The 21,014-nt window shown below is 35.2% G+C and carries 21 protein-coding genes; 19 read left to right on the top strand and 2 right to left on the bottom strand.

Annotation, left to right across the window (positions count from 1 at the left end):
* Window positions 1–2: 2 nt before the first annotated feature.
* The 15 genes from acpS to MWH28_RS01980 all read left to right on the top strand — a co-directional run bounded on the left by acpS (window position 3) and on the right by MWH28_RS01980 (window position 14,831).
* Window positions 3–377 carry a holo-ACP synthase gene (acpS, locus tag MWH28_RS02050; protein ID WP_248617600.1) on the top strand — a complete coding sequence of 125 codons (375 nt, stop codon included), beginning with the start codon at window positions 3–5 and terminating at the stop codon, window positions 375–377.
* A 1-nt stretch (window position 378) separates the two neighbouring features.
* Complete coding sequence (locus MWH28_RS02045) at window positions 379–1,953, top strand: NAD(P)H-hydrate dehydratase (RefSeq protein WP_248617599.1); 1,575 nt, start codon at window positions 379–381, stop codon at window positions 1,951–1,953.
* Window positions 1,931–2,389, top strand: a complete 459-nt coding sequence (locus tag MWH28_RS02040; RefSeq protein ID WP_248617598.1) for a CBS domain-containing protein — start codon at window positions 1,931–1,933, stop codon at window positions 2,387–2,389. Before MWH28_RS02045 ends, MWH28_RS02040 begins: the two co-directional genes overlap by 23 nt.
* 94 nt (window positions 2,390–2,483) lie before the next feature.
* Window positions 2,484–4,733 carry an IGHMBP2 family helicase gene (locus MWH28_RS02035; protein ID WP_345894739.1) on the top strand — a complete coding sequence of 750 codons (2,250 nt, stop codon included), beginning with the start codon at window positions 2,484–2,486 and terminating at the stop codon, window positions 4,731–4,733.
* A gap of 114 nt (window positions 4,734–4,847) precedes the next feature.
* Window positions 4,848–5,021: a hypothetical protein gene (locus tag MWH28_RS02030; RefSeq protein ID WP_248617597.1), complete on the top strand. Its 174-nt coding sequence runs from the start codon at window positions 4,848–4,850 to the stop codon at window positions 5,019–5,021.
* 174 nt (window positions 5,022–5,195) lie between these two features.
* Window positions 5,196–5,471, top strand: a complete 276-nt coding sequence (locus MWH28_RS02025; protein ID WP_248617596.1) for a CopG family ribbon-helix-helix protein — start codon at window positions 5,196–5,198, stop codon at window positions 5,469–5,471.
* A 1-nt stretch (window position 5,472) separates the two neighbouring features.
* Window positions 5,473–5,823 carry a type II toxin-antitoxin system PemK/MazF family toxin gene (locus MWH28_RS02020; RefSeq protein ID WP_248617595.1) on the top strand — a complete coding sequence of 117 codons (351 nt, stop codon included), beginning with the start codon at window positions 5,473–5,475 and terminating at the stop codon, window positions 5,821–5,823.
* A gap of 137 nt (window positions 5,824–5,960) precedes the next feature.
* The gene (locus MWH28_RS02015) at window positions 5,961–7,145 is read left to right on the top strand and encodes a M20 metallopeptidase family protein (RefSeq protein ID WP_248617594.1); all 1,185 of its coding nucleotides are present in this window, start codon (window positions 5,961–5,963) and stop codon (window positions 7,143–7,145) included.
* A 41-nt stretch (window positions 7,146–7,186) separates the two neighbouring features.
* Window positions 7,187–9,511: a tetratricopeptide repeat protein gene (locus MWH28_RS02010; protein ID WP_248617593.1), complete on the top strand. Its 2,325-nt coding sequence runs from the start codon at window positions 7,187–7,189 to the stop codon at window positions 9,509–9,511.
* 27 nt (window positions 9,512–9,538) lie between these two features.
* Window positions 9,539–10,690, top strand: coding sequence for an amidohydrolase (locus tag MWH28_RS02005; protein WP_248617592.1), 1,152 nt, complete (start codon window positions 9,539–9,541; stop codon window positions 10,688–10,690).
* 77 nt (window positions 10,691–10,767) lie between these two features.
* Window positions 10,768–11,220 (top strand): tRNA (adenosine(37)-N6)-threonylcarbamoyltransferase complex ATPase subunit type 1 TsaE, encoded by a 453-nt coding sequence (tsaE, locus tag MWH28_RS02000; RefSeq protein WP_248617591.1) that lies wholly within the window; start codon window positions 10,768–10,770, stop codon window positions 11,218–11,220.
* 1 nt (window position 11,221) lies between these two features.
* Window positions 11,222–11,917 (top strand): tRNA (adenosine(37)-N6)-threonylcarbamoyltransferase complex dimerization subunit type 1 TsaB, encoded by a 696-nt coding sequence (gene tsaB / locus MWH28_RS01995; RefSeq protein WP_248617590.1) that lies wholly within the window; start codon window positions 11,222–11,224, stop codon window positions 11,915–11,917.
* Between the two features lie 15 nt (window positions 11,918–11,932).
* Window positions 11,933–12,376 carry a ribosomal protein S18-alanine N-acetyltransferase gene (rimI, locus tag MWH28_RS01990; protein WP_248617589.1) on the top strand — a complete coding sequence of 148 codons (444 nt, stop codon included), beginning with the start codon at window positions 11,933–11,935 and terminating at the stop codon, window positions 12,374–12,376.
* A gap of 22 nt (window positions 12,377–12,398) precedes the next feature.
* Window positions 12,399–13,418: a tRNA (adenosine(37)-N6)-threonylcarbamoyltransferase complex transferase subunit TsaD gene (gene tsaD / locus MWH28_RS01985; RefSeq protein WP_248617588.1), complete on the top strand. Its 1,020-nt coding sequence runs from the start codon at window positions 12,399–12,401 to the stop codon at window positions 13,416–13,418.
* A 60-nt stretch (window positions 13,419–13,478) separates the two neighbouring features.
* Window positions 13,479–14,831: a DUF512 domain-containing protein gene (locus tag MWH28_RS01980; protein WP_248617587.1), complete on the top strand. Its 1,353-nt coding sequence runs from the start codon at window positions 13,479–13,481 to the stop codon at window positions 14,829–14,831.
* 132 nt (window positions 14,832–14,963) lie between these two features.
* Here MWH28_RS01980 and MWH28_RS01975 read toward each other — a convergent pair whose 3' ends face one another.
* Window positions 14,964–16,325, bottom strand: coding sequence for a PFL family protein (locus tag MWH28_RS01975; protein ID WP_282580094.1), 1,362 nt, complete (start codon window positions 16,323–16,325; stop codon window positions 14,964–14,966).
* 16 nt (window positions 16,326–16,341) lie between these two features.
* Window positions 16,342–16,638 (bottom strand): ACT domain-containing protein, encoded by a 297-nt coding sequence (locus tag MWH28_RS01970; RefSeq protein ID WP_248617586.1) that lies wholly within the window; start codon window positions 16,636–16,638, stop codon window positions 16,342–16,344.
* Between the two features lie 547 nt (window positions 16,639–17,185).
* Between MWH28_RS01970 and groES the strand changes: the two genes are divergently transcribed.
* The 4 genes from groES to larB all read left to right on the top strand — a co-directional run bounded on the left by groES (window position 17,186) and on the right by larB (window position 21,008).
* Window positions 17,186–17,473: a co-chaperone GroES gene (groES, locus tag MWH28_RS01965; protein WP_248617585.1), complete on the top strand. Its 288-nt coding sequence runs from the start codon at window positions 17,186–17,188 to the stop codon at window positions 17,471–17,473.
* A gap of 87 nt (window positions 17,474–17,560) precedes the next feature.
* Entirely contained in the window at window positions 17,561–19,222 is a 1,662-nt protein-coding gene (gene groL / locus MWH28_RS01960; RefSeq protein WP_248617584.1) for a chaperonin GroEL, read from the top strand.
* A gap of 163 nt (window positions 19,223–19,385) precedes the next feature.
* Window positions 19,386–20,219 (top strand): ATP-dependent sacrificial sulfur transferase LarE, encoded by an 834-nt coding sequence (gene larE / locus MWH28_RS01955; protein ID WP_248617583.1) that lies wholly within the window; start codon window positions 19,386–19,388, stop codon window positions 20,217–20,219.
* 15 nt (window positions 20,220–20,234) lie between these two features.
* On the top strand, window positions 20,235–21,008 hold the full coding sequence (gene larB / locus MWH28_RS01950) for a nickel pincer cofactor biosynthesis protein LarB (protein WP_248617582.1): 774 nt from the start codon (window positions 20,235–20,237) through the stop codon (window positions 21,006–21,008).
* The last annotated feature ends 6 nt before the right edge of the window (window positions 21,009–21,014 follow it).

Here is a 21,014-nt window from a genome sequence, read left to right as displayed (position 1 = left end):
AGATGCGAGGGTTGGGTACTGATATAGTAGAAATTGAACGAATTACAGAAGCAATTAAGAAGAGAGAAAAGTTTAAGAAGAGAGTATTTACAACTGATGAAATTGATTATTGTGAACAACATAAAGAACCTTGGTCATATTATGCAGCTCGTTTTGCTGCTAAAGAAGCTACTGTAAAGGCTCTAGGAACTGGATTTAGAGGATTTAAATGGAATGATATCGAGATAGTTAAGGATCAGCTAGGAAAACCAGCAGTTAAGCTTCATAATCAGGCGCAAAAGATAGCTGAAAAACTAGAGATTAAAGAGATTTTAATCAGTATCTCTCATAGTCGTGATTATGCAGTTGCTCAAGCGATTGCTATTGGGAGGGATTAGGATGAAGGTAGTTACTGGAGCAGAGATGAAAGAGATTGATAGGCAAGCTATTGAGGAGATTGGCATTCCTGGTGTTGTCTTAATGGAGCGAGCTGGGATGAAGGTCGCTGCTGAAGCTAATGATTTGTTAGCTCAAGTTCTAAAGCCAGAAGTGATCATTTTAGCTGGTTGTGGCAATAATGGTGGAGATGGCTTTGTAGTTAGTCGCTTGTTAGCAGCAGAAGGCATAGCAGTTAAGACTATCTTAGTAGGGCAACGTGAAAGGATTAGTGGAGATGCTAAGATCAATCTCGATATTTTAGAGAGTTTAAATTTATCTGTAATTGAAATAAGGGCTGAAGAAGAGTTGATTGGTCTAAAAGATGATTTAGAAGAAGCGGATTTATTAATTGATGCTTTATTGGGAACAGGAATTACAGGGCAGTTGAGAGGATTGTATCCTGATCTAATTAAGTTAATCAATCAAGTGACTACTCCAGTACTTGCAGTTGATATTCCTTCAGGAGTTGAGGCAGGAACTGCTAAGGTTAGGAGTGTAGCAGTTGAGGCTGAGCGAACAGTTACTTTTGGCTTACCTAAACTAGGAACTATATTGTACCCTGGTAGGGAATATGTGGGTGATTTAAAGGTGGTTGATATTGGATTACCTGAGCAAGTAATTGCTGAGCAAAATTTAACTACTGAACTGATTACTCCAGAAGTTGTTAAGCAGAACTTAGTACCTCGTAAGCAGAATACCCATAAAGGGGATTATGGAAAGTTATTGATTGTGGCAGGTTCACAAGGGATGACAGGTGCTGCTATATTGACTGCTCAAGCCAGTCTAAGGATAGGAGCAGGGTTGGTTACTGTAGGGACTCCAAGTAGCTTAAACCCTATCTTAGAGTCAAAATTAGTAGAAGCAATGACTTATCCTTTAGCTGAAACTGAGCAGGCTACTTTGGCTTTAGAAGCAGAGCAAGAAATTATGGACTTAATGGAAGGCAAGGATTTAATGGCTGTTGGCCCGGGGTTAGGTCAAGATGAACAGTTGACTACCCTATTGCATAATTTATTAGCTACAGTGACTACTCCATTAGTGATTGATGCTGATGGCTTAAATGCTATTCAGGATTTAGAGTTACTTGCTAAGAGAGAAGCACCGACTGTTTTGACTCCCCATCCAGGAGAGTTGGCCCGATTAGTTGATTTGACTGTTGAGCAGGTAGAGGAAGATAGGGTTGGATTAGCTAGAAAGTTGGCCCGGCAGTATCAAGTGATTTTAGTTCTAAAAGGGGCTCAAACTATAATTGCTACTCCAAATGGTCAAACTTATCTTAATTTAACCGGCAATGCTGGCTTAGCTACAGGTGGTAGTGGGGATCTTTTAACAGGAATGATTGCTGGTTTAGCTGTTCAAGGCTTAGAATTAATAACTGCTACAGTGTTAGCAGTTTATTTACATGGTTTGGCTGGTGATTTAGCTAAGGAAAGATTGACGGAATATGGTTTGATCCCCAGTGAGTTGTTAACTTATTTACCAGAAGCAATCAAAAAAACGAGGAGGGGTTATGATGAAAAAGAAGAAAGCTGCTGATGTGATGACAGAAGATGTAATTACTGTTTCTCCAGAAATGAAGATTAAGGAAGTTTCAAAGTTGTTTACCGAGAAAGGGATAAGTGGTGCTCCAGTATTAGAAGATGACAAATTGATAGGGATAGTAAGTGGAGGAGATTTAATAGTTAAAAATGAAAATGTTAAGTTTCCTAATTATGTTTATTTTTTAGATAGTGTTTTTTATTTAGATAGCTTTAAGGAGTTTGAAAAGGACTTTAAAAAGATTTTAGAGATGAAGGTAGCAGATGTGATGACTACTGATATTATTACTGTTACACCTGATGATAGTATTGAAACAGTAGCTAATCTATTTATTGATAAGGAGATCAAAAGAGTGCCTGTTACTAAAGATAAGCAACTTGTTGGTATTATTACTAGAGCAGATATTATTCGTTATATGAGTGAGGATGAATAGAATTTGATTTTGACGAATTTAATTTATTTTGGTATACTCTATTAATGAAATTACACCCTTTTTAGGGTGTAATTTTTTCGATTGTAAGGGAGGGATGGAGAGAATGATTGACTTGATTATTAAGAATTTATCGGATCATATTGGCCCGGGAGATATTGTAGGTGCTTTTACTAATGAAGCAAATATTGATGGGGCTCAAATAGGTAAGATTGAGTTTAAAGGTAATAATGCAATTGTTGAAGTAGCAGATGAAGTAGCTGAGCGTGTAGTAGAAGTAATGGATAGCAATCAGATTGCTGGAGTTGAAGTTGAAGTAGAGATTGATAATAATTTTAAAGAAGAATTAGAATTAATTGAAGATTATATTACTAAATATAAATATTTGGTTCAATTAGAACGGGAAGAAGAGATGAAGCATCATGAAGCAGAGATTAAAAATTTAACAGGGCAAGAACGTCAAAAGAAAGGTAGAGCTTTTTTAAATTTACGTGGTCGAGATCAAGGACAAGCTTTTGGCGGTAAATTTATAGTTAAGTTTATGAAACAACGGCAAGGGAGAAAATTGCCAGATACTGAAATCAATATTGGTGATTTAATTATGATCAGTAAAAATGAACCCTTAAATCCTAATAACCCTACTGGCACTGTAGTAGAGAAGACGAACTATTCAATTACAGTTGCCTTTGATAAACAACCACCTGACTTTATATATGGTAAGAACCTGCGTTTGGATTTATATGTTAATGATATTACTTTCCAAAGGATGTTAGATGCTTTAGGAAGGTTGGAGTCTGCTTCAGGCCGATTAAAAGAAATAAGAAGTAAATTATTAGGACTAGATGATATAACCTTCACTGGTAAAGAGAAGGTTAATTTTAGTAATCTAGAATTGAATCAGTCGCAACAAAAAGCAGTTGAAAAAGCTTTAGCTGCTGATGATTTCTTCTTGATTCATGGGCCACCTGGTACTGGAAAGACTATGACGGCAATTGAAATTTTAGAACAAGCTGTTCAACAACAGCAAGATGTTTTAGCAACAGCTGCTTCTAATACAGCAGTTGATAATTTAGTAGGACGACTGATCAAAAGGGGGTTAAATGTTCTTAGAATTGGGCATCCAGTTAGGGTAAATCCAATCTTAAGAGAGCATACCTTAGATTATCTAGTAGAGGAACAACCAGAATACAAGAAAGCCCAACAATTAAGGCAGCAAGCTTATAAATTAATAGATCAGCAAAAAGAATATATTCACCCTAGTGGACGTTGGAGAAGAGGAATGAGCAATGGACAGATTAAAAAATTAGCTAGTGAGGGAAGAGCTAGTCGAGGGGTTTCTGCTAACAAAATAAAAGAAATGGCTGACTGGTTGGAGTTACAAGAGGAAATAGATCAATTATTTTCTCAAGTAGAAAGATTAGAAGAAGGGGCAGTTAATAGGTTAATTGAAGAAGCCGATGTGGTTTGTACAACTAATTCAACTGCTGGTTCTGAGGTCTTAGCAGGAGAAGGTTTTGATTTATTAGTGGTAGATGAAGCTACTCAGGCAACTGAACCTTCTGTTTTAATTCCATTAATTAAGTCAGATAAGGTTATTTTAGCTGGAGATCATAAACAACTACCACCAACAATTTTGAATGAAGAAGCAGAAAAGAAGGGGCTTTCCCAATCACTCTTTGAAAGATTATTAGAAGTTCATGGTTCTGGAATTAAGCAGATGTTGGAAGTACAGTATCGAATGAATCAACAAATAATGGATTTCATTAATCAAGAGTTTTATGAAGGTCGATTGACTGCTGCTGATGAAATTAAAGATTGGGATTTGACTGATCTTGATTTTGAATTTTCAGAAGGTAATTCACCAGCAGAGCGAGCTTTAAATTGTCAGGAAGCAATTGCTTATTTTGATATAGCAGGGATGAATGCACCGGAGTATTCTAAGAATAATTCTACTTCATTACAAAATCGAGTTGAAGCAGAATTATGTGCTGAAATTGTTAGTTATGCCTCTAATAGTGGAGTTGAAGAAGAACAAATAGCAGTAATTACTCCTTATTATGATCAAGCAGATTTAGTTAAGAGTTTGCTTAAGCTTGATCGGGTTGAAGTCAATACTGTAGATGCTTTCCAAGGAAGAGAAAAAGAGATAATTGTACTGTCACTGGTTAGAAGTAATTCTAAAGGGAATATTGGTTTTTTACGGGATGTTAGAAGGTTGAATGTTTCTTTATCACGAGCTAAGAAAAAGTTGATTATTATTGGTGATTCGACTACTATAGGGGGACACCAGATTTATTGTAGGTTGATAGATTATATTAAATCAGCTGGATACTATTATACCTTATAAGATTAATTTGGAATAAATTACTTGTTTAAAATTGGTTTGTTTTGATTGACAGTAATAATAAATATAGTATATAATTAATTAGTAATCATCAATTACCATGAGGTGATAAAGGCTATGAATCAGGGGCGTTTTTTAAAGAGGAGAGTTGATGGTAGTTATTATGGCGAGGAAAAAAAAGAATTAAAAGAAAAATTAAAAAAAGGTTATTCTCAGATGGCAGAGTTGAATTTAGAGTTGGCTCAGAAGGGCTTCCAAGCTGATAAAAATAATCTACAAAACATGTTTTAATAAGTTAGAGACGTTAATAGCGTCTCTTTTATTCTATTTGTTTTATATGTATATTTTGAATAAACTTGCAGAAAATACTATATAGACTATAAGGTATTGCTTGAACAAAGTTTAGTCTTCAAGCATAATCTATAATAAACTAAGCTTTAGCTATAATAAAGTGGGGGTGTTTTTTTGACTAACTTAAAAGAAGTTATGGTCAGTTTGCCTAATAATTTATTAAATGAGGTTGATGGACTTATTAATGAAGAGTATCAAGATCGAAATGAATTTATAAGTGAAGCTATGGAGGTTTACATTGAACAGTTAAGGAAGAATAGGTTTAGAAAGGAAATGAAGGAAGGTTATTTGAAGATGGCTCAAGAAAATCTTTGTTTGGCTACAGAGAGCTTTTTAGCAGAAAATAAAACTTTCTTCAACTATGAGGCTCGATTAGCGGAGTGTGATTAAAGTGGAAGTAAAAAGAGGTGATATTTATTATGCCGATTTGAACCCTGTTGTTGGTTCTGAGCAGGGAGGGGTAAGACCTGTATTAGTTATTCAAAATGATATTGGTAATAAATATAGCCCTACAGTTATTATAGCAGCTATTACATCTCGAATAGATAAAGCTAAATTACCAACCCATGTAGAAATTGATTCTAACAAGTGTAATTTGGAACGAGATTCAGTGATTTTATTAGAACAAATCAGAACTATTGATAAAGAAAGGTTACAACGTCGTGTTACTTATCTTGACCAAAAAATTGTTAAAAAAGTTAATAAAGCATTAGAGATCAGTCTAGGACTGGTTGATTTATAATTTATGATACTTTTAGTTAAGTGAATTTTAACTTAGCTAAGAGTATTTTTTTGTTATATTTAACTTTGAATTAATAATTATAACTATAGCTAGCTAGATTTGTTCGGATAAATTAAATTTTTAAAGAGGGTGATAATATGAAAGAAGTGATTGAGCAGATTGAACTGATAGAACAAGAGGTTATTGAGTTGAGAAGGGAGTTTCATCAATATCCTGAATTAGGATTTGAAGAAGAGCGTACTTCACAGCGAATTAGTGCCTATTTGTCAGATTTAAACTTAGAAATAGAGCGTATTGGCAAAACTGGAGTAGTAGGATTGCTGGATTGTGGACCAGGGCCAACGATTGCCTTAAGAGCTGATATGGATGCTCTACCAATTACTGAACAGACAGAGGTTAGTTATAGTTCCAAATTTGATGGTGTGATGCATGCGTGTGGACATGATGGACATACTGCAATTTTATTAGGAGTTGCTAAAGTCTTAACTAAAATTCAAGATAAGATTAAAGGAAAGATTAAGTTTATTTTTCAACCTGCAGAAGAAGGGCCAGGAGGAGCATTACCTTTAATCAAAGCAGGGGTATTAGATAAGCCTGAAGTTGATAATATCTTTGGTTTACACATTACTAATAGATTACCAACTGGAGTAGTGGGATTACAAAAAGAAGTTGTATCAGCGGCAGCTGATGAAATTGATCTAATAATTAAAGGAAAAAGTGGCCATGCATCTAATCCCCAAGATGGAATTGATGCAATTGTAACTGCTAGTCAGGTAATTACTGCGTTGCAGACAATTAATAGTAGAAAGGTTGGCCCTCATCAAAAAGTTGTAATCAATTTAGGTACGATTAAAGGTGGTTATCGTAGGAATGTGATAGCTGATGAAGTTAAGGTTACAGGAACTGTAAGAACGACAGATCCTGATTTAAGAAAAAGTTTACCGACTATGATTGAACAGATTGTTAGTGGGGTTGCTGCTAGTCAAGGAGGAGACTATCAATTAGATTATCGAAAGGGTTATCCAGTTTTAATTAATTCTACTGAATTAGTGGAGTCTTTAGAGCATACAATTAATCAAATTCCTTACTTGAAAGAAGTAGAATTTTTAAAGCTTCCCTCAATGGGTGCGGAAGATTTTGCTTATTATTTGCAGCATGTACCTGGTATCTTTTTTAGATTAGGAGCAGCAGATGCTAATGCCAATTATTATCCAGCTCATCACCCTAAATTTAATTTCGATGAAGGTGCCCTTGAAATTGGGATAGCTCTTTTTATTTACATAACTTTGCAGAGAATAAAGGACAACTTGACTGCTTTATAGAATATAAAATTAAGTAGTTGTAAAGGAGGAGTTTTAGAACGATGAAAAAAATTATTGGGATAATAGTTTTGTTTGTCTGCTTGACATCTAATCAAGTATTAGCAACTGAAATTTCTGCTCCTAATTTATTAGATGGAATTGTAAATCAAATGGATCAAATTGAAGACTTTAGAGGAACTGTTGTTTCTAGAGTTTTTGAGGATGAGCAAAGTAAAGATTTTCGGGTTCAAATTATGAAATCTGATACTAGATTAATGACTGAGCAGACACAAGAAGAAGATATAACTGAGTTAGAGAAGCTTAGATTATTGAATTCTATTCCTTGGCTTTATTTACCTCCTGATTATTCAATCATTAAAAATAGCCTTCCTTTAGAAGGGCAATTGGACTATGATCAACCATTGAAAAATTTAGAATCACTATATGAATTGGAGTTATTAGGAGAGGCAACTTATGATGAACGAGAAGTATATATAATCAACTTAGAAAATTCTTTTTCATTGCAAAGGATATTTATTGATCAAGAGTGGAATACTATTTTAAGAATCGAAGTCTTTAATGGAAGTAATATTAAAATAGCAAATATTATTTATGACCAGTTTGAAGAGTTCGAACTTGAAAACAGCAACGGCTGGTTGCCAACTGAAATTAGGGTGGAAGATAATTCTGGAGATAAATTATTGGAAATTGCTTATCAAGAGTGGGAGATCAATATTGGATTGACTGATTTTGATTTTGCTGAAGGGTTTTCCCCTGATTATCAAACTCAAATTGATCAATTATATGATCAGTTAGACGATGAGCCAGAAGATGATTCATTATATTTTGAGATTAGCAACTTATATCAAAAGAGTGGTTACTTAGAAGAGGCAATTGAGAATTTACAGCAAGCAATTGAACTTAATGATCGAGTTAGATATCGTAAAAATTTAGCTGAACTTTATAAAGATATTAGAGATTATGATGAAGCATTAGCTGAAGTAAGGGCTGCTTTAAGCTCGGATTATGATGATGCTAGTCTGCATTTTCTAGAAGGCCAGATTCGTTTACAATTAGGTGAGACTAATAGGGCACGACGTTCATTAGAAAGGGCTGTAGATCGAGATTCACAGAATTTAGTTTACTTAGAGCGGTTATTTAGAGTTTATTATAATTTAGCTGATCAAGACAATAATATGTTAGCAAGGTCTCGAAGAATTATAGAAGATTTAGTAAAATTAGATGATAGTAATAAAAGGTATAAAATTTATTTAGGAGATATTTATCGAGATAAAGGAAGGACTGCTGAAGCTTTTGAGGCTTATAGTCAGGCTATTGACCTAGATCCTTATGATACTTGGGGTCATATTAAATTAGCTAGATTATATAAACAGAATGGTCGGTATGAGAGAGCTGAAGAGTTGTATCGTTATATTCTACATTTAGAAAATACAATTGAAAATCATGAGCGATTAGCTGATTTTTATTTTGATCAAGGTAAATATAGATTAGCTTTGCATGAGTATAAGGCAATTAATGAGCGGGTTACAGATGATTTAGACTTGGAGTTAAAGTTAGCAGAGGCTTATGTAGCAGCAGGTGATGTTGAAGAAGGTATAGAGATTTTTGAAGAGTTGTTAGCTGCTAAAGAAGAAGGGGAGCTTTATTTAGAAGTAGCTGAAGTAATAAGCCGCTATCAATTGAAGGATGCTATTGATATTTATCAACAAGCTCTAGCGCAAGAGGATTTATTGACAACTGAACAGCAAGAAGAAGTTTATAGTAGATTAGGGCATATCTATTTTGAAGAAGAGAAGCAACGGCAATTTTCTCAGATTCAACAGCTATTAAATTTAGATTCACAAGCTAAAATCTATCGTTTATTGGGTGAATACAAATTTAGAGCAGGTGAATTAGACCAAGCATTATCCTATTTTAAAGTAGCTAGTGAACGACAAGAAGATATTGTCAATCATTATAATTTAGCAGTTAGTTATCTATTGCTCGATCACTTTGAGCTGGCTAAGGTGGAAGGAGAAAAGTTACAGGAGCTGGGTTTTGCTCAGGGAGAAGAATTAATTAGTTTAGCAACTGAGTTAGAGAAGCTGCAACTAGATTATGAAGATAAGTATGTTCCAGGGCGAATTAATCGTATTCAAGCTGATAAATTACGGAGACAAGGAAAATTAAATGAAGCATTAATTAAATATCAAGAGGCTATTTTAGAAAATTATGAGTATCGATTACCTTACTTTTATTCGGGAGTGATTTATGCGTTGCAAGGTAATAATATTAAATTGAGGTTGGCTAAAAATGGCTTAGATGATCAAGAAGAAGAACTATTAACTGATTTGATTGCTCATCTAAAACAAGTTAACCAATTTTAAATTTATTAATAATGGAGGAAATAGATAATGCTAGCAGTTAAAAATGGTCATGTTTTAACTATGACCAAGCAAGTTATTGAGCAAGGAACAATCCTAATTGAATCAGGAAAGATTATTGAAGTTGGCTCTGAGGTTGAAATTCCAGTTAATGCTGATATAATAGATGCTGAAGATAAGATAGTAATGCCTGGTTTAATTGATGCTCACACTCATCTAGGTATTTGGGAGGAAGGGGTTGGCAAGGCAGGAATAGATGCTAATGAAAAATCTGATCCGATAACTCCTCACTTAAGAGCAATTGATGCAGTTAATCCTTTTGATCAAGCTTTTAGTGATGCTTTAAAGGCTGGGGTTACAACTGTTGGAACAGGGCCAGGTAGTAGTAATGTCTTGAATGGAGAAAGTATGGCCCTAAAGACGTATGGTCAAGTTGTAGATGAAATGGTAGTTAAAGATCCAGTAGGGGCCAAAGCAGCTTTTGGAGAAAATCCTAAGCTTGTTTTTGGAGAACAAAAAAAGGCTCCTCATACTAGAATGGCAGTTGCCGCTTTGTTGCGGGAGGCGTTATTAACAGCTGATAATTATTTAAAGCAAGAACAGCAAGAGTATAATATTAAGCATGAAGCGGTAGCAAAAGTACTCAGAAAAGAAATCCCACTTAAAACTCATGCTCATCGAGCAGATGATATTATGACTGCTTTACGAATAGCTAAAGAGTTTGATTTAGACTTAACTATTGAGCATGGCACAGAAGCTCATAAAATAGCAGATTATTTAGCTCAGCAGGAGATACCTGTTGTTTTTGGCCCTACAATGGTTTCACGTTCTAAGGTTGAATTAAAGGAAAGAGATTTTTCGACGGCTAAAGTATTGGTTGAATCGGGGGTTAAATTAGCAATTATGACTGATCATCCTGTAATACCAATCCAATATTTATCTATTTGTGCAGGGTTAGCTGTTAAAGCAGGGTTAGATAGACAGCAGGCTTTAGAAGCGATTACAATTAATCCAGCTCAAATTTTAGGGATTTCTGATCGAGTTGGGAGTATAGAGGTAGGAAAAGATGCTGATTTAATTATTTTATCTGGTAGACCTTTGGCTTTAGAGAGCAATGTTGAAAAGGTTTTACTTAATGGTTCATTAGTTGTTGAGAATGGGAAAATAATTAATAATCAATAATTAAGCAGGAATTAGCTTATTAGCTAAGAATTATTAATCAAGAATATTGAAATTTAACTGAGAGGTGGAATCAAATAATGATAAAGTTTGAGACAAATAGTCCAGAAGAGACTTTTCAATTAGGAAAAAAAATTGGAAGAAATTTAACTCATGGGGGAATTGTTTGCTTACAAGGAGATTTAGGAGCAGGCAAGACCGTTCTGGCTAAAGGGATCTGTAGAGGATTAGGTGTTGAAGAAGAAATTACAAGCCCTACATATACAGTAGTGAATGAATATCGAGGAGAATTAAAGGTTTATCATATGGATTTATATCGAATTAGAAGCGAAGAGGAACTATATGATATTGGTTTTGAGGATTATTTATATAGTGGTGAAGGAGTAACGATCATTGAATGGCCAGATAAAGCAGGTACTTTAATGCCTGATAATTATTTAGATATTAATTTAAGAGGAGAAGGAAATTGGCGAGAGATTAGGATTATTCCTCAAGCTAATAAGTTTATTGAACTAGTTGCGGGGTTGAAGTAGAATGTTAGTTTTAGCAGTTGATAGTTCAACTAAGGTAGGGAGTGTCAGTTTAGTTTCTACAGAACGATTAGTAGCAGAGAGTTTATTAAATTTAGATCAGACTCATTCACAAAGATTGATGCCTCAAATTGTTGAGTTAGTAAAGAGATCTGATTATGAATTACAAGATGTGGATGGAATTGCAGTTGGCTTAGGGCCAGGCTCTTTTACTGGAACTCGGATTGGAGTAGTAACGGCTAAGACGTTGGCCCAAAGTTTAGAGTTGCCGATTGTTGGTATTTCTACTTTAAAAGCTATGGCATATAATTTAAAGTATGTTTCAGGTTATATCTGTCCTGTAGTTGATGCTAGACGTGAACGGGTATTTACTGGTTTATATCGTACAGATGGAGAAGATTTGAGAGCAGAAACCGAAGAAGGCTTATTAGCTATTGATGATTTAATAACAGAGTTAAGTTCAATTCAAGAAGAAATTTATTTTGTAGGAGAAATAGCTCAAAAATATCGAACTGAAATTAGTGAGCAGGTTGAGCAGGCTCAATTTGTTAGCAATAAATTTAGCTTGCCGCAAGCTGGAGCCCTCGGAGAGTTGGCTGTGGAGCGATTAATGTTAGAGGATGAGGATCAACTATTTGAATTGACTCCTAATTATTTAAAACGATCTCAAGCCGAGATTCAATGGGAAGATAATAACTAGTGCAGGTGTTTTAAATTGAGCCAACTTGAAATTGCTCCAATGCAGAAAAAATATTTAGGTCAAATTTTAAAGATTGAACGGGAAACATTTGCAGTTCCGTGGTCGAAAGCAGCTTTTAAAAGAGAGTTAAATACTGAGCATGGTTATTACATAGTAGGACTTGTAGGTGAGCAGATAATTGCTTACCTTGGAGCATGGATAGTTTCATATAAAGCTCATCTAACTACTTTAGCAATCAGTAAGAATTACCGGCGTCAGAAGATAGCTACTGAGTTATTACGGTATTTATATGCCAAACTTGAAGCAAGAAAAATTAAGATGATCACATTAGAGGTTAGGATGTCTAATCAAACAGCTCAAAAATTATATCGCAAAGAAGGTTTTGTTAGCATTGGAGTTAGAGAAGGTTATTATAGCGATAACCAAGAAGATGCTTTAATTATGTGGAAAAAGTTATAGGTCAAAGGAGTTGAAGAATTTTATGTCAGAACCCTTTTTAGTGTTAGCAATTGAGACTTCCTGTGATGAAACTTCAGCAGCAGTTATTAAGGATGGAACTCAAGTTTTATCAAATATAATTGCTTCTCAAATTGATTGGCACCGCAAGTTTGGGGGGGTTGTTCCTGAAATTGCTTCTCGTAAGCATGTGGAATTGATTAATCCTGTGATTAATGAGGCTTTAATAGAGGCAGGAGTTAATTATCAAGATCTATCAGCTGTAGCAGTAACCTATGGGCCAGGTTTAGTAGGAGGATTATTGGTTGGTATTGCAGCTGCTAAAGCAATAGCTTATGCTCATAATTTACCTTTGATTGCTGTTAATCATATCGAAGGGCATATTTATGCTAATTTTATCTCTTATTCTGAGTTAGAACTTCCATTGATTTGTTTAACTGTATCAGGTGGTCATACTGATCTATTATATTTTGATCAATTAGGGAGTTATCAAATATTAGGAAGGACTAAAGATGATGCTGCAGGAGAAGCTTTTGATAAAGTAGCTCGAGTAATGGAGTTAGGTTATCCAGGAGGGCCAGCAATTGATAAGCTGGCTAAAGAAGGAAATCCAGCAGCAGTTGATCTACCACGACCAATGATTGATAGTCCAGATTATGATTTTAGTTTCAGTGGTTTAAAGACGGCTGTTTTAAATTATATCAATCAAAAACGACAGAAAGAAGAGGAAATTCCTAAGGCTGATTTAGCAGCCAGTTTTCAACAAGCTGTCGTTGATATTTTAGTTAGTAAGGTAATCAAAGCTGCTGAAGATAAAGAGGTTAAGACCGTATTACTTTCGGGAGGAGTTGCTTCTAACAGGCAGTTGAGGAAGGAATTAACGATTAGAATAGAAGAATTAGGCTTAAGTTTATATTATCCTGAACCACAATTATGTACAGATAATGCTGCTATGATTGGGAGTGCTGCTTATTTCAAGTGGCAATTAGACCAACAAGTAGCACCTTATTCTTTAAATGCAGAACCTAATTTAAAGTTAGGTTAGTTAGATTAAATGAGATCTCCTAATTTAGGGGATCTTTATTATTTTGATAGGAGGTTTATTATGGAGTATACTGAACAGCAACTAGCCATTTTATCAGCTCAGAAAGAAAATATTTTACCAGTTACATCAGTTTGTAATCTCAGTTGTTTATTTTGTAGCCATCAAGGTAATCCAGCTAATGTAGAGGTCTTTTCTTCTGGACATCGCTCTTTGGCTGAGCTGAAAGAGATAATTCCTTTTTTAAATGCTGATAGCAAAATTGTAATCGGAGAATCTGCTACTAGAATCTGTGAAGGAGAGCCCTTTACTCACCCACAAATAATGGAGCTACTTAAGTTGGTACGGAGCCAATTTCCTGATACTTTATTGCAGATGACGACTAATGGAATTAATCTAACTACTGAAAGGTTGAGGGAGTTGGCCCGCTTACGACCAATTGAGCTTAATCTGTCAGTTAATAGTATTGGTTCTGCAAGTAGAAAGAAATTGATGAATCAAAAGCAAGAACAATCAATTATAGATGTAATGAAAGGATTACAAGAGCTAGAGATTATCTATCATGGTAGTATAGTAGCTTTACCGACAGTAACTGGTTGGTCAAAGTTAGAAGCAACCATTGCTGCTTTAGAGTCTTATGGAGCCCAGACAGTTAGAGTCTTCTTACCAGGGTATACAAGATTTAGTCCTTCTAAAATGAAGTTTAAGCTCAGTTTATGGGAGCAGTTAACTAATTTTTTTGATGATTGTCGAACTAAATATCAGGTTCCAATTATGTTAGAACCAGTAAAGTTATCGAATTTAGAGGCTGAGATATTAGGGATAATTGATGGATCATCAGCTAGTGCTAGTCAAATTGAAGTTGGGGATAGAATTATTGAGGTTGATGGAGTCGAGGTTATCTCTCGGGTGGATGCATTTCAGCAGTTATTGAGTAGTGAAGATCCTCAGATCAAATTAGAAAGGCAAGGAGAGATCAAGGAAGTTGTAATTAATAAGTCAGCAGGTCAAAAATCTGGACTGATCTTTAGTTATGATTTGGCCCCTCAATTAGTGGAAAAATTAGAACGAGTGATTAATTATCATCATGCTGAGCAGATTCTAATCTTAACTTCTGTCTTAGCTACAGAAGTTATCAAGGAAGGTCTACAACTACTACTTAATAATAATCCAACTTGGCAGTTAGAAGTAGCTACTGTCAATAATGATTTTTTTGGTGGTTCTATCTTATGTGCTGGATTATTAGTTGTAGATGATTTTAGAAAGGTATTGTTAGATTATCAGGAGCAGTTAGCTGAAATTGATCTGATCTTATTACCAGGAATTGCTTTTGATAATTGGGGCCGGGATCTGACAGGAGAAGAGTATCAGAAGTTAGAGGAAGAGTTTGGAGTAGTAGTAGAGGTAGTTGATTAAACCTAAGTTTAAGTCTAAGTTTGAGTCTAAGCTTGAGTAAACAATAAAGAGACTTATAATCATTAAAATGAGAAGTATAAAAGATAAAGCCACAGGTTTTAACCTGTGGCAGGATTTTGCTTAACCTTAATCTTAATTAGTCAATGCTTGAATAGGGGCAGGGATTCTACCGCCTCGTTGCACAAATTTATCAGAGTTGAATTTACTAACCTTCATAATTGGTGCTTCTCCTAATAGACCACCAAATTCAACCTTATCGCCAATCTCTTTATTAGGAGCAGGAATAATTCTGACAGCAGTTGTCTTCTTATTAATCATTCCAATTGCCATCTCATCTGAGATAATAGCTGCAATTGTCTCACTGGATGTAGCTCCTGGAACAGCAATCATATCTAATCCTACTGAGCAGACTGAAGTCATTGCCTCTAATTTCTCTAGGTTTAATGAACCTATTTCAGCTGCTTTAATCATTCCCTGATCTTCACTGACAGGGATAAAAGCTCCACTTAGACCTCCTACTGAGGAAGAAGCCATTGAACCACCTTTTTTAACTGCATCATTTAATAAAGCTAGAGCAGCCGTTGTGCCATGGGTTCCGCATGATTCTAATCCCATACTTTCTAAAATATTCGCTACACTATCTCCGATTGCTGGGGTGGGTGCTAATGATAAGTCGACAATTCCGAATGGTATATCTAACATATCAGAAGCTGTTGCACCGACCAACTCTCCTACTCGAGTAATCTTAAAGGCTGTTCTTTTGATTGTATCTGCTAAAGTATTGAAATCAGCATCTGGAATTTGCTCAACTACATTTTTGACTACGCCAGGCCCACTGATTCCAATATTAATGACTGTTTCAGGTTCTCCAGTACCATGAAAGGCTCCAGCCATAAAGGGGTTATCTTCTGGAACATTACAGAAGACGACAAGTTTAGCTGCTCCTAGTCCATCTTGTTTAGCAGTTAGTTGAGCTGCTTCTTTAATAGTTGCTCCCATTTCTAAGACAGCATCCATATTAATTCCAGCTTTAGTAGAGGCAACATTGATAGAAGAGCAGACCTTGTCTGTAGTAGCTAAGGCTTGAGGGATTGAATTGATTAAATTCTTCTCTCCTTTAGTATAGCCTTTATGTACTAATCCAGAAAAGCCTCCTATAAAATCAACTCCTACTTCCTTAGCAGCTTTATCTAAAGTTTGAGCAATGCTAGTATAATCAGTTTCTTGGCAAGCATCAGCAATAATTGAGATAGGGGTAACAGAAATTCTTTTATTGACGATAGGAATTCCAAATTTTCGCTCTATCTTGTTTGCTGTTGATACTAAGTCTTGGGCTTTAGTAGTTACTTTATCATAAATATTGGTAGCTAATTGTTCAATATCAGGGTGAGCACAGTCTCGTAAGTTAATTCCCATAGTAATTGTCCTAATATCAAAGTTTTCTGTTTTAACCATCTGGATTGTTTCTAAAATCTCTTGGTTATTAAATAGCAATCTAGTCACCTCCTAATTAGACTCGATGCATATATTTAAAGATGTTTTCATGTTGTAGTTTTATTTCTACGTTTATCTCTTCTTCTAATTCTGTTAATTCTTTGTTTAAAGTTTCAAAATCAGTCTTTAAATTACTAATTTCAATCAACATAATCATTGAGAAGATGTCTTCTAATAATGTTTGACTAATATCAACTATGTTAGCATTATGATTTGCTAGGGCTGTTGTTACTTTAGCTACTATACCGACCTTGTCTGCTCCTAAAACTGTAACGACAGCTCGTTCTTCTGAATTATCAGCTTGTTGATGCATTATTTATAATACCTCCTTTGAGTTTGATTCTTACATAATCGAGTAGATATTTAAATATTATCTTATATTATTTATTTAATTCTGTCAACTGATAAAGGATTATAATATTGTAGCACTTTTGTGCCACAACATTAAGTTGACAGTTTACGGTTTACAGTTTACAGTTAAAGATCAAGAGATTAAAAGTTTTCTAAAGGTTTAGAATGGGTTTGATTTGAATGTTTTAATGCTCTAATGCTCTTAACTGTCAACCGTCAACTGTAAACTGTACACTGATATTTAGTGGTTAAGGAATAAAAAATTGGAATTTGGATACAATACAATACTGGCAAGAGGTAAATAATAGAGTTTATTTGAGAAAAGATGAGTTTTAAGGATATAATAACCTCTAATTAAAATTAATTCAGGTTTATAAGTTGAGAAGCAATTTGATTTTAAGGACAGATTTAGTTATTATTAGTTACGTAATCATTAGCACTCGTTAATGGTGAGTGCTAATAAAAAATGATCATAATAAAATATAATCATATTAAAAGGAGGGTGTTCAATGGGAATTAAGCCTTTAGAGGACAGAGTAGTAATTCAGACTGTAGAAAGAGAAGAAAAGACTGAAAGTGGAATTGTGTTACCGGATAGTGCTAAAGAAAAGCCACAAGAAGGTAAGGTTGTAGCAGTTGGTGAAGGAAGAAGAGCAGATAGTGGAGAGGTTATTGCTCCGCAGGTAGCTGAAGGAGATATCGTTATTTATAGTAAGTTTGCTGGAACTGAGGTTAAGCATCAAGGTGAGGAATATTTGATTGTTAATGAAAAAGATATTTTAGCAATCGTTGAGTAAGCAACATCTTTAACTTTTGGATTTTAGGTAAAGATTTGATGATTTAAAAATAAATTTAGAAGAAAAAATCAAGGAGGTTGACTACATATGGCAAAAGAAATTAAGTTTGGTGAAGAAGCAAGACGTAAATTAGAAGCTGGAGTTGATGCTTTAGCTGATGCTGTGAAAGTAACATTAGGGCCAAAGGGTCGTAATGTAGTATTTGAGCAAGGTTTTGGAGCACCAATGATTACTAATGATGGTGTGACAATTGCTAAAGAGATTGAACTGAAGGATGCTTATGAGGATATGGGAGCACAGACAGTAAAAGAGGTTGCAACTAATACTAATGATATTGCAGGGGACGGAACTACTACTGCAACTGTGTTGGCCCAAGCTATTGTCAATGAAGGAATGAAGAATGTAGCTGCTGGTGCTAATCCAATGATTCTTCGTAAAGGAATTCAAAAAGCTGTAGAAGCAACTGTTGAAGAAATTGGAACTATTAGCAAACCAATTGAAGATAGAGAGTCTATCGCTCAGGTAGCTGCTATTTCTGCTGCTGATGAAGCTGTTGGTGAATTAATTGCTGATGCTATGGAAGAAGTAGGCCAAGATGGTGTTATCTCTGTTGAAGAATCTAAGACAATGGGAACTGATCTTGAAGTTGTAGAAGGAATGCAATTTGATCGTGGTTACTTATCACCTTATATGGTAACTGATGATGAACAGATGGTAGCTAATTTAGAAGATCCATATATCTTATTAACTGATCAAAAGATTAGCTCTATCCAAGATATCTTGCCATTATTAGAGCAAGTTGCTCAACAAAATAAACCATTATTGATTGTTGCTGAAGATGTTGAAGGTGAAGCATTAGCTACATTGGTAGTTAATAAGTTACGAGGTACTTTTGAATGTGTAGCTGTTAAAGCACCTGGATTTGGTGATAGAAGAAAAGCAATGTTAGAAGATATTGCTGCTTTAACAGGTGGGCAAGTAGTTACTGAAGATTTAGGTTTAGACTTAGAAAGTGTTGATGTTTCTATGTTAGGAAGTGCTCGTAATGTAAATATTACTAAAGATGATACTACTATCGTTGATGGAGCTGGAGATGAAAAGAATATTGAACAAAAGGTAGCTCAAATTCGTCAACGAATTGAAAATACAAATTCTGACTTTGATCGTGATAAGTTAGAAGAGAGATTAGCTAAGCTAGCAGGAGGAGTAGCGGTAATTAAGGTTGGTGCTGCTACAGAAACTGAATTAAAAGAAAAGAAATTAAGAATTGAAGATGCTTTAAGTGCTACTAGAGCTGCTGTTGAAGAAGGTATAGTAGCAGGTGGTGGAACAATCTTACTTGACATTTTAACAGCTATAGAAGAATTAGGTTTAGAAGGTGATGAAGAGACTGGTGCTGATATTGTTAGAAAAGCTTTAGAAGCTCCTGTTCGATTGATTGCTGACAATGCAGGTTATGAAGGAGCAGTTATTGCTGAGAAGGTTAAGGAGCAAGATGCTGGAGTAGGATTTAATGCTGCTACTGGTGACTTTGTAGATATGATTGAAGCTGGTATTGTTGATCCAGCTAAAGTAACTCGTTCTGCATTACAGAATGCTGCTAGTGCAGCTGCTACATTGTTGACAACTGAAACTGCTATTGCTGCAAGAGATGATGATGATGATGGCAATGGTGGTGGCGGAATGCCAGCTGGAATGGGTGGCGGAATGCCAGGTGGAATGGGCGGAGGAATGCCAGGAATGATGTAACTTCCTCTGCTTAAGATCAAGAAGGTCTTCTTAGAATTTTCTAAGGAGACCTTCTTTTTTTATAAAAAATTGAAAGCAGGAAAAACTAGATCTATCCTGAATATTAAACTAGTGGTCTGATGGCCTGTTCAGTTTGATATTAATTAATAATGGAGGTAATAAAATGAATTTAGATCAAAAATATCAAAAATTGCAGAATATCATTACAGAGTTAGGTAGTGTAGTTATTGCTTTCTCTGGAGGGGTAGATAGTACGTTTTTAAGTAAAGTCTGTAAAGATGTGTTAGGAGATAATGCAGTGGCAGTTACAGCTAGATCATCTACATACCCCGAAAGAGAGTTTAAGGAGGCAAAAGAGTTAGCAGAAGAGATAGGGATTGAGCAGGTAGTTATTATTTCAGAGGAGACAGAGGTAGATGGTTTTGCTAACAACCCACCTGATAGATGCTATTACTGTAAGCATGAACTATTTTCTAAAGTAGAGGAAGTAGCTAAGGAACGCAATATAAAGTATGTACTTGATGGTTCTAATTATGATGATTTGCAAGATTTTCGACCAGGAATGAAAGCAGCTGAGGAATTAGAAGTAGTTAGTCCTCTTAAAGAAGCTGAACTGACCAAAGATGATATTAGAGAATTATCAAAGAGGTTGGGGCTTCCTACGTGGAATAAACCAGCTTTTGCCTGCTTATCTTCTCGCTTTCCTTATGGAGAAGAGATAAATGAAGAGAAGTTATCGATGGTTGAGCAAGCGGAAGATTATTTAATAGAACTTGGTTTTAAACAGTTTAGGGTTAGACATCATGAGCAGATTGCTAGAATTGAAGTTGCTCCTGAGGAAAGAAAGAAGTTCTTTGAACTAGAAGTAATGGATCAAATTTCAGCTAAGTTAAAAGAGATAGGTTTTACTTATGTAACATTGGACTTAGCAGGTTATCGTCCAGGGAGTATGAATGAAGTGTTGGATGAAGCAGAGAAAAGAATCGAAGATAAATAGAAAGAGGGGTAGAGTATGAAAAATGAAGTTATTAAGCAGACATTAGAACAAGTAAAGAGCGGGAAGTTAGATGTAGAATCTGCTATGGAGCAGTTGAAAGATTTGCCATTTGAAGATTTAGGATATGCTAAAGTAGATCATCATCGTGGTTTGAGAAATGGTTATCCAGAGGTTATATACTGTGAGGGAAAGTCAGTAGACCATATTAAAGGGATAGTTGTTAAGATGTTAGAGCGAGATAATAATATTTTAGCAACCAGGGCCAACACTGAAATTTATGAAGCGTTGCAGGATATAACAGATGAGATAGAATATAATGAGCTAGCTAAGACAGTTGTGATTAAAAAACAAGAACTTGAAACAACAACCAGTAAAATCTTGGTTGTTACTGGTGGAACTTCAGATATTCCAGTAGCTGAAGAGGCAGTAGTAACTGCTCAAGTCTTAGGAAATACTGTTGAGAGATTATATGATGTAGGGGTGGCGGGAATTCATCGGTTATTATCAAATCGAGACAAGTTAGATGATGCTAATATCATTATTACTGTAGCAGGAATGGAAGGTGCGCTGGCCAGTGTAGTTGGAGGTTTAGTAGATAAGCCAGTAATAGCTGTTCCAACCAGTATCGGTTATGGTGCTAATTTTGAAGGGGTATCAGCTTTATTGACCATGTTAAATAGTTGTTCTAGTGGGATTGGAGTGGTCAATATTGATAATGGTTTTGGTGCTGCTTATCTAGCCAGTACTATTAATCGCCAGATTGAAACTGCATTGAAGAAAAATTCTTAAAGAGAG

The organism is Natroniella sulfidigena (genome assembly GCF_023223645.1).
Taxonomy (GTDB): Bacteria; Bacillota; Halanaerobiia; order Halobacteroidales; family Halobacteroidaceae; genus Natroniella; species Natroniella sulfidigena.
Note: the sequence above shows the minus strand (reverse complement) of the source record. Positions and strands in the feature narration are given on the sequence as shown.

Bases quoted from the DNA above. Each gene is read 5' to 3' on its own strand.
- MWH28_RS02015 (WP_248617594.1), top strand. From the start codon at position 5,961: ATGAAAGAAGTGATTGAGCAGATTGAACTGATAGAACAAGAGGTTATT.
- MWH28_RS02035 (WP_345894739.1), top strand. From the start codon at position 2,484: ATGGAGAGAATGATTGACTTGATTATTAAGAATTTATCGGATCATATT.
- MWH28_RS02030 (WP_248617597.1), top strand. From the start codon at position 4,848: ATGAATCAGGGGCGTTTTTTAAAGAGGAGAGTTGATGGTAGTTATTAT.
- groES (WP_248617585.1), top strand. From the start codon at position 17,186: ATGGGAATTAAGCCTTTAGAGGACAGAGTAGTAATTCAGACTGTAGAA.
- tsaD (WP_248617588.1), top strand. From the start codon at position 12,399: ATGTCAGAACCCTTTTTAGTGTTAGCAATTGAGACTTCCTGTGATGAA.
- acpS (WP_248617600.1), top strand. From the start codon at position 3: ATGCGAGGGTTGGGTACTGATATAGTAGAAATTGAACGAATTACAGAA.
- tsaB (WP_248617590.1), top strand. From the start codon at position 11,222: ATGTTAGTTTTAGCAGTTGATAGTTCAACTAAGGTAGGGAGTGTCAGT.
- larE (WP_248617583.1), top strand. From the start codon at position 19,386: ATGAATTTAGATCAAAAATATCAAAAATTGCAGAATATCATTACAGAG.
- MWH28_RS02005 (WP_248617592.1), top strand. From the start codon at position 9,539: ATGCTAGCAGTTAAAAATGGTCATGTTTTAACTATGACCAAGCAAGTT.
- MWH28_RS01980 (WP_248617587.1), top strand. From the start codon at position 13,479: ATGGAGTATACTGAACAGCAACTAGCCATTTTATCAGCTCAGAAAGAA.
- tsaE (WP_248617591.1), top strand. From the start codon at position 10,768: ATGATAAAGTTTGAGACAAATAGTCCAGAAGAGACTTTTCAATTAGGA.
- MWH28_RS02010 (WP_248617593.1), top strand. From the start codon at position 7,187: ATGAAAAAAATTATTGGGATAATAGTTTTGTTTGTCTGCTTGACATCT.
- MWH28_RS02045 (WP_248617599.1), top strand. From the start codon at position 379: ATGAAGGTAGTTACTGGAGCAGAGATGAAAGAGATTGATAGGCAAGCT.
- groL (WP_248617584.1), top strand. From the start codon at position 17,561: ATGGCAAAAGAAATTAAGTTTGGTGAAGAAGCAAGACGTAAATTAGAA.
- MWH28_RS01970 (WP_248617586.1), bottom strand. From the start codon at position 16,638: ATGCATCAACAAGCTGATAATTCAGAAGAACGAGCTGTCGTTACAGTT.
- larB (WP_248617582.1), top strand. From the start codon at position 20,235: ATGAAAAATGAAGTTATTAAGCAGACATTAGAACAAGTAAAGAGCGGG.
- MWH28_RS02040 (WP_248617598.1), top strand. From the start codon at position 1,931: ATGAAAAAGAAGAAAGCTGCTGATGTGATGACAGAAGATGTAATTACT.